Source organism: Nonomuraea sp. NPDC048901 (genome assembly GCF_040649695.1).
GTDB lineage: Bacteria > Actinomycetota > Actinomycetes > Streptosporangiales > Streptosporangiaceae > Nonomuraea.
On record NZ_JBEZFW010000001.1, the window covers coordinates 219585 to 233049 of the forward strand.

Genomic DNA, 13465 nt, shown 5'->3' on the forward strand with positions numbered 1-13465 from the left:
ACCCGTTGCCCGTCTGGGTGGTTGGTCGTGGAAGCCCGCCCCGAGCGGTCCTCGCTATCGCTCGGGCTGTTCTTCCTGGGGCGCCTTCGGCGCACAACGGGCTTCGCAATGGGGCGCTTCGCGCTGGGGGTTCAGGCGCTGCTTCCAGTCGGGCCGAAGCCCCGACCCCCGGAGGACTTCGCTTCGCTCATACGCCTTATTTTCTTGACGCGCAGGCTCCGCCTGCGCGTTCAACGTGGTCGTTCATATGGAGTGAGCTGGAAAGTGCCTCCTGGCGCTGCGGTCCCAGTTCCAGGAAAGCCAAACTTGATAGGTCAAGTGACTAGATGACAGTGGTCTAAGGCTGACTGACAGACGCCGCCACTCGTCATCATTTGCCACAATCACGCGTCAATCTATCCAGGTAACGCGAACGATCAGCGCAAGGCGCAGATGCTCCGCGACGATGAAGTGGAGGAACCCGCGGCCGCCGAACAGATCGAGCGTTCGAAGACCTCCCCCATACAACGGGCCTCTACCGGCGCGGACCGCATCTCTCCCGAGAACTGCGAGTTGGTCAGCAAGCCGCTCAACCTCAAGGATGACTGTCGGCGGGAGCCCGGCAATGACATGCTCGGCGTCGGGGTTGTACTCCCAGGTCCAGGCGTCACTCACCGACGACCTCTCGGCGCGCGGATGCCGTGATCTCATGGATTTCGGCCAAGGCCGAGTCCAACTTGACTCTGTCGGTCGCGGTAGCGACCTCTGTCTCCAACGCGTGCAGGCGGGCCGCTCGGGCGGGATAGCGCTGAATCGCCACGAACTCACCCCATTGCTGCAAGAAGTTCTGCAGAGGTGCCACCGTGCTCTGTCGCGCCGCCTGCTCTGTCGCCTGGTCGAGGTGGTCGACAAACTGGCTGAGGTAGGCCGGAGCGATCTGGGCAACTGCTGCCCTGAGGGCGGCGGTGGTCAGTGGCGGCTGAGGGATCAGCGACTCGCTGTCTTGATGCGGGGTGGACATCGTTGACCTCCAAGCTGTTACACCTCCACGCTACCGATACAACTGAACCCTTATCCACCTTGGAACCGCAGGTAAAAAGCCCTGTGTCGGGCGGCTGGCGTCCTCGTGTCGCTGGCGGCGGATTCCGGAGCGCGTAATCGTCAGGATAGACGTCTGCTGGATGTCGAGTCCGGTCTTCGGCTCAGGCGTCACCACCGTGCCGCCGGACGATCGGCGCCCGGAAGTCATGACTTGTCGTCCGTTCGGTGGGGCGCTCCGTCTGGGACCTGTAGCCCTGGCTCGCTCCCCATGCGGATGGGTCGATGGCAGATGGGATGATCAGGCGGGCGGGTGCACGCCTCGCATGGACGCGACCAGGTAACAGACATGATCGTCGTGCCATTAGCGTGCCATTAAGGGCGGTCAACAGCCGTCAGTCACGGTCGCTCGCGGACCATAGACGGCCCAGGTCGAGGCCGTTCCGCCTGGGGATCAGGCCGATTTGCAAGCAGGAAGTCAGGAGTTCGAATCTCCTAGGCTCCACCATTTTCTTCGGGTAGGTGGGCCGGGTGCCGCCCACCCGTTGCCCGTCTGGGTGGTTGGTCGTGGAAGCCCGCCCCGAGCGGTCCTCGCTATCGCTCGGGCTGTTCTTCCTGGGGCGCCTTCGGCGCACAACGGGCTTCGCAATGGGGCGCTTCGTGCTGGGGGTTCAGGCGCGCTCAGCCCTGGCTCATCGGATAGCGGGCTCTTGTCTGTACGTACTCCACGCTTTCGGTGAGGACGGCGCGCTCGCATCGGCCCCGGAGCGTGCTGCCCCTTGTCCAGGTGCCATCAAGGCGACAGAGGATCAGACTCAGCCCTCTTGCGGGAGAGGAGCAATCGGCGGGCGTCGCGATCCAAGCTGATGATGGTCACCTTGACGCGGTCGCCGACCTGAACGACCTGCTCGGGAGTCTCGACAGGCATAGAGACGAGCTCATCCAAGGGCACCAGGCCCTCGAAGCCTTCAACGAGTCTGACGAAGGCTCCGAACGGGACGAGCTTGGTCACGGTTCCGCAGAACTCCTGTCCCTCGCGAGCCGCGTCGGCGAACTCCTGGAAAGGATCAGGTTGAAGTGAGCGAAGGGAGAGCCTTGCTTCGCCCTGTACGTCATCGAAGTAGAGAAAGGAACAGGTGACTCGCTGCCCTACCTCGACGCCCTCAGAAACCTCATCGAAATGGCGCCAGGACAGCTCGGGGACCGTGATGAAACCTACTCCTGGATAGACGGGATGCGGCGGCCCATCATCCAGCGCCACGAACACACCGAACCGCTGCACGTCTGCCACTTCACCGCTGAGCACCTCACCAGGGCGGAGTCCTTTCAGGAATGCCCAGAGTTCGGGGTTCTCGGTCGCGGCCAGGGACAGACCGATCATTCCCTGTTCCTCATCGACAGCGATCACTTCGGCGGTGACGCGCTGGCCGACCTGTCTGGCCTCATCCGACCGGTGACGCCAGGAGAAGTCCAAGGGCCCGATGTTCGCCGATACCAGCCCCAGGCGCCCGTCGAGCCTCACCGCAGACCCGTGAGGACGTCCCACATGTGTGATCGTCCCCGAGACGATGTCGCCGACCCGAACCGCCCTCAAGATCTCAACTATGTCTTGATCGCCCGTCGGCCTATCCACACTGCTCACCCTGTCATAACTGGCCCCGTCCCTGTGGATCACTTCATGAGGTAATGGATCACATGAGTTTCTTCATGTACGACTTGATGGGCGAGACGATCGACGAGCCTGATGCGGACGCGATGCGGCGGGTTCTGGATGGTCTGGCAGAGGCAGACGACGAGCATCCTGATGTGTCGTTGTCGCATGAGAGCGGGTGGTGTCTCAGCGCGTTCACCGGCGGCCTGCTGGTGTGGGAGGACACTGACGATGACTCGGTGGCTCCCGGGGAGATGCGCAAGGTCAGCCGCGAGGAGATGCTGCGACTCTTCGGACTACTTGCGGCGGGCGACATCACCACGATCGAGGAGCTGCCCTGGCGGAGGTAGTCGGCCGAACTCGCTCATTGTCACAGTGCGGGTTCCCTTTTGAAGAGGCCCACTCTTAACCCCTTTTCGGTCCACGATCGGAAAGCAGCGCCGGCTCACCGGATAGCGCTGAACTGAGGTCGTATTTCCGGGCATGTAGGCGCTGACTCGGTCGTAGGTAGCAGTGGATCGCCTGTGCTCCCTTCCAGGGATTTGGCCGCTGCCCGTACTCTCTCCACCCATGAACAATCACGCAGCGAAAGTGAGGCCATCAGTGCTGCATACCTGGGTCCGCACCGCAGGAGGGCCACTAATCGCCGTCTCCAAATCCAAGCTGAACAGCTGGGCGGGTGTGGATGACAACGACGGTCCCGTAGAAACCTGGGGCGACTACGGCCGAGCCTGTGCCGTTGAAGGCTACATCGGCCTCGTTACCGTTGGTACGCAGCAGGCCCTTGTTCTCGGCGACGAACCTGCCATGACGACCTATCTGCCGGCCGAACGCCTCTTCTTACGCTGGGCCGCTGCAAACTCCGAGACTGAGCTGGTTGAGGCGGCCAAGAGAGCCCTCGCAGTGGAGCCGGTCTGGGACGATGATGAAGACCTGAACTGGGAGGTACGGGAAGCTGTCGTGCTCTTCGACTCTGCAATCCCCGGTGCTGAGCTGGAGCCTGACGAGCGCCTCATTATTGATCTTGAGCCTGGACGGTACAGGGTCCGAGCCACCTATACGGAAAACGAGGACTATCGGATGATCCTCGTCCAACTCCAGCCAGCAACCTGAGCTTTGGGCGTAATCTGCGCCTGTGCCTTTCCGCGGATCACGTGGTCTGGCCCGGAGTTGCTTCGGTGGCGTAGGCCAAGCGCACGTCTACCCGGCAGGTGGGCCGCGTTCGACCCGGACCCGCCCTCGGGGCCATGACCAGAAAGCACCGCGCGAGGGCCGCCCGGCCTGCGGCCGGGTGCCCCTCTGAGGGTGACAGGCCGGGTATGCGTCTTTTGCAAGCAGGAAGTCCAGAGTTCGAATCCCCTAGGCTCCACAGCACGTAGAAGGCCACTTCCCATGATCGGGAGGTAGCCTTTTCGATCTTGTACAGCTGCAAAATACAGCTACAGCATCAACTTGCCTCGACACGCTCAGTCTGCTCCTGAGGGATCGGGAAGTCGTAGCGCTGTGAGATCTCCTTGAGGGCCTCAACGCACGCTGACTGCACCGGCTGGTAGTCCGCATACCGGAGCTTCACGCTCGCGTACGGCTTGTTCGGACACGGACCTCGCCCCGCAGTCATCCCATGCCAGCCGCAAAGGCCTTTGTATCCCTCTGTGTCTGGGCTGTGATTCTCTCGCTCGTAGGGCTTCACCCAAATCACGACATGCGCCATGACTGCTGACCTTACGAGCGCTGGGCAACAAAAGGGTTGAGATTCGCTGGGGCGAGGTGTTCCAATCGCTGGTTAACCGCACGTGGGGACGCCCGCGTGCCCTGGGAGGGTTTCCGCATGTTGGAAGAGAAGCTCGACGCGCTCTCGCAGATGATGGCCGAGCACATGGCCATGCCATTCTCGTCTGGCTTCCGCGGCCTCGACGTCGAGGACCAGGACATGGTGATGCTCGACGCGGACATCTATGGCTTCGCCGCAGGCGTCCTTAAAGGCCCGCTCAGCGCACAACACCGCTCTGGCCTGACGCGGCTGGCGTCGGCGTGCGAGAAGGTCCTCCCGATGATCGACGATCAGTATGCGACCAAGTACTACGGGCATGTGCGCGACATGGCCGCATTGGCCGCCGAAATCGAGAGCCTGCGCGAGAAGTAGTCATCTGACCAGTACATTCGGCACCAAGGCGTGAAAAGAGTAGCGCGGTGAACAACCCGGTGAACGCATGCGGTCGCGGCACTAAGAAAGGCCATCCCTCGGAAGGAATGGCCTTCAGCGATCAATCTTGTTCTAGCGTTCTAGATGATCTCCCAGGCGCTTGAGTGCCTTGCGTGTCTCCCCCGAGGACACTTCGCTGTAGATGTTCATGATCACCGCGATTTGGGAGTGGCGGAGGATCTGCATGGCGACCCGCGGGTGGACGTCGAGGGCGACGAGCAAGATACGCAGGTCTTGCGGGTGGCGTGGACATGGACTTTGCGCACTCTGGCCTTGGCGCAGGCGTTCGCGAAGCTGCGGCGGAAGTTGGACGGCTCGATCGGACGGCCACTGGCGGTGGTGAATACGAACCCTGTGTCCTGCCAGCCCTCTCCAGCCGTTTCCCGGGCGGTGTCACACGCTCGTTGACGGGCACGGAGGGCCGTCGTGACGATCTCAGGGAAGGGCAGGGTGGCCTCAGAGGCGTCCGTCTTGGTCTGGCGGTGCAGCAGCTTGCCCGCGACGCGCTGGAGCTGCCAGCCGATCGTCATCTCGGCCTGGTCGAGATCGACGTCCTCTCAACGCAGCCCGAGAGTTTCGCCCAGGCGCAGCCCGAGGACAAGCACCAGGGCGTACGCCGGGTACATCGGGTCCTCCTTTCTTCGCGCCGACTCCAGGAAGGTCCGCACTTCCTCGACCGACCACGTGGGCGGCGTGTTGGACGGCGTCGGTCAGGGTGTCGGCGGTGACCCAGGCCGATGGTGGTGCGGTGGGGCCGCCTGGACCGTCGAGGCGGATGACGGCGTGGAAGTGGACGGCGCCGCCGCGTCGCTGGTATTCGGCGACTTTGGCGAAGGAGGCAGTGACGTGGTGGCGGAGGTCTTTGAGGGCTAGGCCGCCGAGTTTGGCCAGGTGGTGGCGTAGGGAGTCCCGTGCAGGACATGACACGGCGGTGCGGGAGGTGGGGGTGTTGTTTCGTCCAGCTCGGGCTAGATGACCCCTTCGTCGGCTCTCGGCATCGGACACCGGAGCGAGCCCACGCGCCGAAGCCGGGGGGCGCATACCCCTGCGGTACACCGGGCTGCTACGTGGCTGTTCCGTGTGGGGGTGGAAAGCAGCCTGAACTACTTACAGACGAGGAGGCTTCCCCCCCAAGTCAGAGCCAGTTCCTCAGACCGAGCGACATGTTACTCGTGCACAGGACGGAGATCATCTGGATCGACGGGTAACCGAGAGTCTCCGTAGCGGGAATTGACGGCGATGATGGCGACGAAGCATGTACAGATCACCCACCCACGGTCTCATCGGCTTGCGAGACGACGCCCTGAGTTGAGGAACGAATTCTGGCTCCACCTGGCGAAGTACGCTGGACCCACGGGGTGAAGCGGATTCATGTTCGGTGAGAACTGGCCCCACCCCGGGGGGCATGGTTGAAGCATGAGTTTTGGTACCAACCTCAGCGCGGTCTGGTACCAGGCCCGGAGCTCCAGTCGCCTTGATCACGAACGACGTTTGGTACCACTGTCGATGAGCTGGACTGCGTCAGCCTGCCAGTCGGGCGAGGGCCAGTGCGTGTGCCTGGTCGAGGGATTCCGCGGCAGCGCAAGGGACGTCCGGCTGCACACCGGTGCCCTCCCAGTTCGCGCCGGAGACGGGGTTGATGGCGCGGCCGGTGGGGACGGTGGTTTCCAGGTGGGGGTGGACGGTCCAGCCCTTGCACGGGTGTGCGCCGCCGCGGGTGGGCTCGCCGACGACAACGGCGCGGCCGAGCTGTTGCAGGTCGTAGGCCAGTTCCTCAGCGGCGGAGAAGGTGCTGTCACTGGACAACACGTACAACGGTTTGCTGCCGCCGAAACGCGCGCCGGGAACGTGCGGCAGGCTCCAGGACTGCTCGCTGCGCTCGCTGCTGCGCCAGTACATGGTGTTGAGGTGGGTGCGCTCGTCCAGGAGGTAACTGCAGACGAAGGCGACGGTGTCCGGGTCGCCGCCCCGGTTGTTGCGAAGGTCCACGATCAGCGCCTGGGCGCGGGAGGCCAGGGTGAGCGCGGCGCTCAGCGGTTCGGCGGCCCAATCCAGCGGAAACAGCATCGGCGCCAGCTCCACCACGGCGACCCCTCCCTCGAGCAACTCCACCCGGGGCGCACCGCCCAGCGAGGCGTCGAAGTCCCGGCGGATGGAGTCCAGGGTTGCCGCGCCCTGCTTGGGGGACACCGGCTCGGCGTGATGCTTCAGTCTCAGGTGTTTGTCGTTGTTGACGGACTGCAGGTCCGCGGTGACCAGACGGGCGAGTTCCTCGGCACTGCCGACGTCATAGGCGCCCTCGGCGAGGCGTCGTTGTAGCAGGTCGGCGAGCTGCTCGGCTATCTCAGGGAAAACGTAGTGCTCGGTCAGCAGCCGGGTTGTCTCGTCGATGACAGGGGCGGGCTGAAGGTTCGTCAGAGTCGTCATGGCAGGGAGTAGAGCACTGCCCTGACGAAAACGTCAAAGACGTTGAAAACCTTCGGTATGCGTGATCAGTCTTCACACTTGCCACCTCCTGAGGAGGTTCTGGAGATCGGCGCGGCTGAGCAGTTCGCGGCGCTCGCCCACCCGTTGCGTCAGCGGTTGCTCTTCACCCCTGGGCCACCAGCGGCACAGCCCGACCACTCCGAAGGCCCGCCCCCACCTCACCGGCCTTCGAGGCGACGGCCGCTGGGGTGGGGCCAAATCTCGCTGGTGATCAAGCCTTGATCGCCGCTGATGGGTGGAGCACCGGCCAGCCCATCAACGTCCGCTCGACCAGCGCGCGTAGCGGCGATGTCCCGGTCACCTTCGCGGATGTGTCCACGGCGCATCTGCTGCTCGGCTGACCGTCGGCCACCGACCTGCTCACCGGTATGACCGCGCAACTGGAATGGCTCACCGCCAATCGCAGCCGTTCGCCCCTTGCGGTAGAGACGGTCCAAGCCGAATCATCCTGCTCGTCTACCTCCGCCTCACGCCGTAGACGATGCGTAAAAGTAAAGGCCCGTTGCTGTCACCGGGAGGGGCAGGCCCAGGCCGGCTTGATCGGAGTCAGCAGTGCCAGCGCGGCCAGCGCGAAGGCGGGGAGCAGGGCCCAGCGCAGCACCTGGTAGCCCACCTCCTGCTGTTTGGTCGTGGTGCCGAGCGAGGTGCCGATGCTCTCGTACACCTCATCCAGCGAGCCGGCCGTCTGGGCGTTGTAGGCGCGTCCGGCAGTGCCTTCGGCCAGGGTGCGCAAGGTTTCCTCGTTGGGCGGGACCTCGAGGCGGCGTCCGTTGATCTCGACGGCACCGTTGGGCGTGCCGAAGGCGATGGTGGAGACCGGGACTCTGGCTGCGGCGGCGGCCTTGGTCGCATCGGGTACGACTCGGCCGGAGGTGTTGTCGCCGTCGGACAGCAGCACGATGGCTGCCGGTGGTGGATCGCTCGCCGAGCGTTGGTCGAAGGAGCGGATCGCGTCCAGGCCGGAGAAGACGGCTTCGCTGATGGCGGTTCCGGGAGCGGGTTTCAGCGCGTCGATCGCTCGGATGGCCGCCGTGTGGTCGAGGGTGGGCGCCACCACCACTGCCGCGGATCGGGCGAAGGAGATCAGGGCGACGTTGAACCGCTCGGGCAGGCTCGTGATGAACATCTTGGCCGAGCTCTTGGCGGCCGCCAACCGGGATGGCGGAATGTCGGTGGCGACCATCGACAGTGACACGTCGATGGCCACGATGATCGTGGCCCGCTCGCGGGGAACCTGAACGGAGGCGGCCGGGCGTGCCGCGGCCACGATGAGCAGAGCCATCAGCACGACGAACATGGCCGCCGCGATGTGCCGCGGCCAGCCGGGACGGGCGGGCGCGACCAGATCGAGCAACCTCGGGTTGGTGAAGCGCGCCATCTGCTGGGGCCGCCGGAACTGGACGGCGATGTAGCCTGCCACGACGACGGCCAGGACCGCGAACGACCACAGCCAGCCGGCGGCCAGAAAGGTCATGCGTCCTCCCCATAACCCATCGGCCGGGGGAGGGCCGAGTGTAGTTCTCCTCCTTCTCACCTTCGCACGCCTTCAAATGGGTCGGCGCCCGCCTGCGCACTCTGCTGGGACGGGGCGACCGTCCGGAACGGACATCGCCAGCGCCCGCACCGCGTTCGTGTGACGTGTCGGGCCCAGGGCCTGCCGTTCGGGTCGGAACAGTCAGAGCTCAAGCATCATCAGGATTTCGTCGCGATCATCGCCGCGCGCGAGCCGCAGCGCGCCAGGCCAACGGCCGATCTCTTTCCAGCCCTGCCGCCTATAGAAGTCTTCGAGCCCAACTCCACCACGGGCGGCGAGGCGGAGTTGTTCGAGCCCCATCTCATCGCGGGCCAGATGGCGCACGCGGTGCATCAGTGCGGCTCCGATCCCCTTGCTGCGGAAGTCGGTGTGGGTTTGGACGTGATGGACCGTTCCCCAGTGGGCGATCAATGGGTTGGCATCTCTGCGCACGTTCAGCCAGCCAGCGAGCGTCCCGTCTACGAGAGCCAAGAGGAAGCGGCTGCGGTGCGAGTCGAGGCCGGCGATGAGCTGATCAGCTACTTCCGCCACCTGATCGAAGGTGACAGAGGGAAACGGGAAACCGGCCGCGCCCCCGGCGTTGGTCACCGTGACCCAGCACTCGACCAGCTCCCGCCGCAGTCCGGGCGACATCTCGTCCCGGCTGGTGATCTGGAGAAACTCTGTGACTCCCTCATGCGGCATGGCCACAGCCTGGCAGACGGCTCCGACAGGAGGGAGAAAGGGGGACTCCGGTCGCTAAGCTCCGGCGAGGTCGTAGGTGGCTGAGCGCTTTCCATTCATGCACTGGCCCATTGCGGACGGGTTACTGGGACCACGGTAAGCAGACGATCAAGTCCTTTGAAATCCCTGGGATTGCAGGTGTAGAGAGGAAGCCGGTTCGCGATCGCAACGCAGGCGATCATCAGGTCCGCAGTGCGGGGGCGTGGTTTGCGTCCTGAGGCGATGACCGCCGTCCACAACTGGCCGTACTCGCGGGCCGCGGTGTCGTCGAAGGGGAGTGGGTCGAATTCGGCTTCGGCGGTCTGAAGGATCTTCATTCGCTGGGCGAGTTCCTGCGGTCCTGTCGCCGCCAGAACGCCGACCGAGAGCTCCGCGGTGGTGATGGCACTGATCATCATCTCATCGGGGAGTTCGTCGGGATCCAGGCCGGCGCGCAGGATGAGGATGTTGGTGTCGAGCAGCCCCAGGGCGTGGGTCATTCCTCGTCCTCTGCGAATTCCCGTCTGCCGTATGCGCGATCGTAAGGGTCGTAGAGATCGTCGTTGGCGTGGCGGTCCATGTCCTCGCGATATTTGGAGTCGTCCAGTCGTGGCATGCCACACGACACAGCGGCGAACTCGGCGCGCGACACGGCCCGGCGCCGGCGGCGGAGAGGGACCAGATCACCGATGTGATGGCCATTACGGGTAACGGCGTATCGCTCCCCACGTTCCAGACCATCCATGATCTCCGCTGACCGATTGCGCAGGTCGCGTTGAGAGATCTCATGGGAGTGGTCCGGCTCAGGAGTACTCACATCCGAAGCCTACAGCGTTGTGCCATCCGGTGCTACCAAGTAGCACTCCACGATGCATGTCAAGCCCGCAGGAGCTGTAACTGATGGGAGCGGCACGATAGGTTGGTCGGTATGGCTGCTCAGCCTGTGGAGCCCGTTGCGCCACGTGATGCGGCGAATCTTGTTCGCTTTGATCCGTGGCGGGCAGCCGGGTGCCGTGGGCACGGCCGTCAGGGCCGGCAGGGCCTGACGGCCGCGACCGGCTACGCCGCCATGCCCGCGCCCAGTTCCAGGTGGGCGCCGGTGAACGTGGCCCTCAGGCGCCGATCGTGCGTCACCACGACCAGCGCGCCACGGAAAGAGGACAGCGCCTCTTGCAGCTGCTCCACGAGCATCGGTGACAGGTGGTTGGTCGGCTCGTCGAGCAGGAGCAGGTCCACGGGCTCGCTCACCAGCCGCGCCAGTTCGATCCGGCGCCGCTGCCCATAGGCGAGCTCCCCGAGGCGCAGCCCCAGGTCGGACGGCCGGAACAGCCCCATGGCGAGCAACGCGTCCGCGTGCTCGTCCAGGCTCCCGGGACGTCCATGCGCGTAGGCCCGCAGCACGGTCAGGTCCGCCGGCTCGTTCTGCGGAAAGACTCGCGTACCCTCGGTGCCCAGCTCATCCTGGCGAAGAACCCCGGCCCGCAGCACGTCCCCGGAATCCAGCTCGTCCTGCCGGAAGAATCCGACTCGGCCGGTCCGCCGTACCTCGCCCGCGTCGGGTCGCAGCTCTCCGGCGAGGACTCGCATCAGCGTGGTCTTGCCCGCTCCGTTCGGGCCGGTGACGAGCAGCCGCTCACCGGCGCGGACAGCCAGGGATTCCAGGTGCAGCCGCCCCGCCACCACCACGCTGTCGAGCACGGCCACCTCGGTCCCGGCGGTGGCTCCCGTGGTGGTGAAGGCGGCGGTGAAGCGCAGCGGCTCGGGCGGCGGCGGCGCCGGGTGGTCGGTGAGCCACCGTAGCCGCTGCTGAGACTGCCGGATGCGCCCGGCGGCCCCGTGTGTACGCGAGCGCGCCCGCCAAGCCCCGGTGCCCATACCCGCCTTGGCCGTCTTACGAGGGATCGAGGCCAGTCGGCCCGCGTTGGCCGCCACCAGCGTGGCATGCCGGTCCAGCTCCGTCTTCCACTCCTCGTGGGCCCGCGCCTGAGCGGCGCGATCGGCGGCCTTGGCGGCGAGGTATCCGGTGTATCCGTCGCCGTAGCGGCGAACCTGCCCGTCGGCGACCTCCAGGATGGCAGTGGTCACCCGCTCCAGGAACATCCGGTCGTGCGTGATGGCCACGACCGTGCCCCGATGGGCGCGCAGGCGCTGTTCGAGCCAGGCCACGGCCTGGCCGTCCAGGTCATTCGTCGGCTCGTCGAGCAACAACAGCTCAGGCGCGGACGCCAACGTGGCGGCCAGGGCGAGCCTGGCGCGTTCGCCACCGGAAAGCGTGCCTAGCGGGCGGCTCCGTTCGAGCCCGGGCAGCCCAAGCCCGTGCAGCGCGACCTCTACACGAGCGTCGGCCTCGTAGCCGCCCCGCGCCTCGAACTGCGCAACCAGCCCCGCGTAGACGTCCAGGCCCGCGCGAGCCTCCGCCCCCGCGCACGCCTCCATGCCCGCTGCCCCGAACGACCGTTCGGCCGCCCGCATCCTGGCTTCGAGCTCGCGCAGGTCGGCCAGTGCCAGATCGACGGCGTCGGCCACCGTCGCATGCGGCGGCAACGCGAGCGACTGCGGCAGGTATCCGACGCCGCCGGGGGCGACGACCACGAGCTCGCCGTTGTCCGGCCGCTCGGCGTCCGCCATGAGCTTGAGCAGCGTGGACTTACCCGACCCGTTGTCGCCGATCACCCCGATCCGCTCGCCGGGTTTGACGGTGAGTGACACCCGGTCCAGGACGACGCGGGTGCCGTAGCGCTTGGTGATCTCGTTGAGTGCCAGTTGGGCAGGGGTACGCAGAGCTCCTCCTTCTCTTCTCAGCGCGGACGACAGGCGCGACGCCCGCGGCGACCAGAACAGCTTGAGACAAGTGATCAGCCCGGCGCCTTACGGCGGCTGAGGCGCTCCCAGGCCCGGTACTCCTCCATGCGGGCTTGGCCACACTGGGGCAGTCGTCATGCCACCTCCTCACTCATTTGAGACGATACGATCCGTCTCGTTGAGCTGAGTATGGGGGAGTGCCGACCCGATGTCAAGACGGACCGTCTCGTCTCGCTCGGCGGTAGGTTTCCGGACGTGTCGGGAGTTCGAATCTTCTAGGCTCCACTGCACGTCAAAGGCCACTTCCCATGATCGGGAAGTGGCCTTTGGATCTCGTGCAGCAGGCGTCCACTCCTCATCACCGTCGTGGCTTTACGGCCATTTGTCACGTTTGGTGTAGGTGGGATGCAAGTGACGATCAAGAGCCGGTCCATATGTTCTTCTCGTCAGGAAAACCTATGAAAAGGACGGTCCCTTGCCCCGCTCCTACGGCGAGTCCAAGCTCGTCGTCCGCTACCGAGCCGGTCTACGGCTGCGGCGTTCGGGCTCTCCGCCCGCGCGAGTGGTGAGTGACATGAGACTCCTCTCCTCAAAGTGACATTTGGCAATCAGTCAAGACGCATCCGGAGGATCGCTGTGAAGAGCATCAAGAGAATCGCCCTCGTCTCCGCCATCTCTGCCTCCCTGGTCGCAGTCATGGGCGGTGCCGCCAGCGCCTCGATGTCCGCGGACACCGGCTCGACGTACGTGGCCTACGAAGGGCCGGGCTTCACCGGCCAGACACAGGTCATCGACAGGTGCGGCACGACCAACCTCCGCTACCGCGGGTCGTACAAGTGGTACGGCTCCGGCCAGTCCGGCCGAATGCACAACCAGATCAACAACAGAGGGCCGGTGCACTTCGTGCTGCCCACCAACGGCAATGCGAAGCAGGCGACGGGCGTCGGGTGGAAGAGCATCTTCGTGGTGTGCTGACGCCCACCTCTTGACCCGGCGGCCTCGCCCCGGGGATCGGTGCCGTTGATGCCCTGCGGTACATCGGAACGTGCCGGGTGTGACCAGGGATCTG

The 13465-nt window shown here is 65.2% G+C and carries 16 protein-coding genes; 5 read left to right on the top strand and 11 right to left on the bottom strand.

The window, feature by feature from the left end; genetic code table 11:
* Nucleotides 1–390: 390 nt before the first annotated feature.
* The 3 genes from AB0C30_RS01110 to AB0C30_RS01120 form a co-directional block, all read right to left on the bottom strand.
* Entirely contained in the window at nt 391–654 is a 264-nt protein-coding gene (locus AB0C30_RS01110; RefSeq protein ID WP_357938257.1) for a hypothetical protein, read from the bottom strand.
* Nucleotides 647–1000 carry a DUF6247 family protein gene (locus AB0C30_RS01115; RefSeq protein ID WP_357938259.1) on the bottom strand — a complete coding sequence of 118 codons (354 nt, stop codon included), beginning with the start codon at nt 998–1000 and terminating at the stop codon, nt 647–649. Before AB0C30_RS01115 ends, AB0C30_RS01110 begins: the two co-directional genes overlap by 8 nt.
* 810 nt (nt 1001–1810) lie before the next feature.
* Nucleotides 1811–2650, bottom strand: coding sequence for a S1 RNA-binding domain-containing protein (locus AB0C30_RS01120; RefSeq protein ID WP_357938261.1), 840 nt, complete (start codon nt 2648–2650; stop codon nt 1811–1813).
* A gap of 62 nt (nt 2651–2712) precedes the next feature.
* Between AB0C30_RS01120 and AB0C30_RS01125 the strand changes: the two genes are divergently transcribed.
* The 3 genes from AB0C30_RS01125 to AB0C30_RS01135 all read left to right on the top strand — a co-directional run bounded on the left by AB0C30_RS01125 (nt 2713) and on the right by AB0C30_RS01135 (nt 4811).
* Nucleotides 2713–3018 (top strand): hypothetical protein, encoded by a 306-nt coding sequence (locus AB0C30_RS01125; protein ID WP_357938263.1) that lies wholly within the window; start codon nt 2713–2715, stop codon nt 3016–3018.
* A gap of 220 nt (nt 3019–3238) precedes the next feature.
* Complete coding sequence (locus tag AB0C30_RS01130; protein ID WP_357938265.1) at nt 3239–3781, top strand: Imm21 family immunity protein; 543 nt, start codon at nt 3239–3241, stop codon at nt 3779–3781.
* Between the two features lie 715 nt (nt 3782–4496).
* Nucleotides 4497–4811, top strand: coding sequence for a hypothetical protein (locus tag AB0C30_RS01135; RefSeq protein ID WP_357938267.1), 315 nt, complete (start codon nt 4497–4499; stop codon nt 4809–4811).
* A 212-nt stretch (nt 4812–5023) separates the two neighbouring features.
* On the opposite strand, the gene AB0C30_RS01140 is transcribed toward AB0C30_RS01135, so the two are convergent.
* From AB0C30_RS01140 to AB0C30_RS01150, 3 genes are all read right to left on the bottom strand, one after another.
* The gene (locus AB0C30_RS01140; RefSeq protein ID WP_357939764.1) at nt 5024–5401 is read right to left on the bottom strand and encodes a hypothetical protein; all 378 of its coding nucleotides are present in this window, start codon (nt 5399–5401) and stop codon (nt 5024–5026) included.
* Nucleotides 5328–5912 (bottom strand): replication initiator, encoded by a 585-nt coding sequence (locus AB0C30_RS01145; RefSeq protein WP_357938269.1) that lies wholly within the window; start codon nt 5910–5912, stop codon nt 5328–5330. Before AB0C30_RS01145 ends, AB0C30_RS01140 begins: the two co-directional genes overlap by 74 nt.
* A 480-nt stretch (nt 5913–6392) precedes the next feature.
* Nucleotides 6393–7298: a S41 family peptidase gene (locus tag AB0C30_RS01150; protein ID WP_357938271.1), complete on the bottom strand. Its 906-nt coding sequence runs from the start codon at nt 7296–7298 to the stop codon at nt 6393–6395.
* Between the two features lie 278 nt (nt 7299–7576).
* Between AB0C30_RS01150 and AB0C30_RS01155 the strand changes: the two genes are divergently transcribed.
* A complete protein-coding gene (locus AB0C30_RS01155; protein ID WP_357938273.1) occupies nt 7577–7699 on the top strand; it encodes a hypothetical protein in 123 nt (40 codons plus the stop codon).
* A 167-nt stretch (nt 7700–7866) separates the two neighbouring features.
* Here AB0C30_RS01155 and AB0C30_RS01160 read toward each other — a convergent pair whose 3' ends face one another.
* The 5 genes from AB0C30_RS01160 to AB0C30_RS01180 form a co-directional block, all read right to left on the bottom strand.
* On the bottom strand, nt 7867–8832 hold the full coding sequence (locus AB0C30_RS01160) for a VWA domain-containing protein (RefSeq protein WP_357938275.1): 966 nt from the start codon (nt 8830–8832) through the stop codon (nt 7867–7869).
* Nucleotides 8833–9033: 201 nt separating this feature from the next.
* Nucleotides 9034–9576, bottom strand: coding sequence for a GNAT family N-acetyltransferase (locus AB0C30_RS01165; protein ID WP_357938277.1), 543 nt, complete (start codon nt 9574–9576; stop codon nt 9034–9036).
* A 95-nt stretch (nt 9577–9671) separates the two neighbouring features.
* Nucleotides 9672–10094 carry a type II toxin-antitoxin system VapC family toxin gene (locus AB0C30_RS01170; protein WP_357938279.1) on the bottom strand — a complete coding sequence of 141 codons (423 nt, stop codon included), beginning with the start codon at nt 10092–10094 and terminating at the stop codon, nt 9672–9674.
* A complete protein-coding gene (locus AB0C30_RS01175) occupies nt 10091–10411 on the bottom strand; it encodes a prevent-host-death protein (protein WP_357938281.1) in 321 nt (106 codons plus the stop codon). Before AB0C30_RS01175 ends, AB0C30_RS01170 begins: the two co-directional genes overlap by 4 nt.
* 242 nt (nt 10412–10653) lie before the next feature.
* Nucleotides 10654–12303 (bottom strand): ATP-binding cassette domain-containing protein, encoded by a 1650-nt coding sequence (locus AB0C30_RS01180; RefSeq protein WP_357938283.1) that lies wholly within the window; start codon nt 12301–12303, stop codon nt 10654–10656.
* Nucleotides 12304–13032: 729 nt separating this feature from the next.
* Between AB0C30_RS01180 and AB0C30_RS01185 the strand changes: the two genes are divergently transcribed.
* Nucleotides 13033–13371, top strand: a complete 339-nt coding sequence (locus AB0C30_RS01185) for a MiAMP1 family antimicrobial peptide (RefSeq protein ID WP_357938285.1) — start codon at nt 13033–13035, stop codon at nt 13369–13371.
* The last annotated feature ends 94 nt before the right edge of the window (nt 13372–13465 follow it).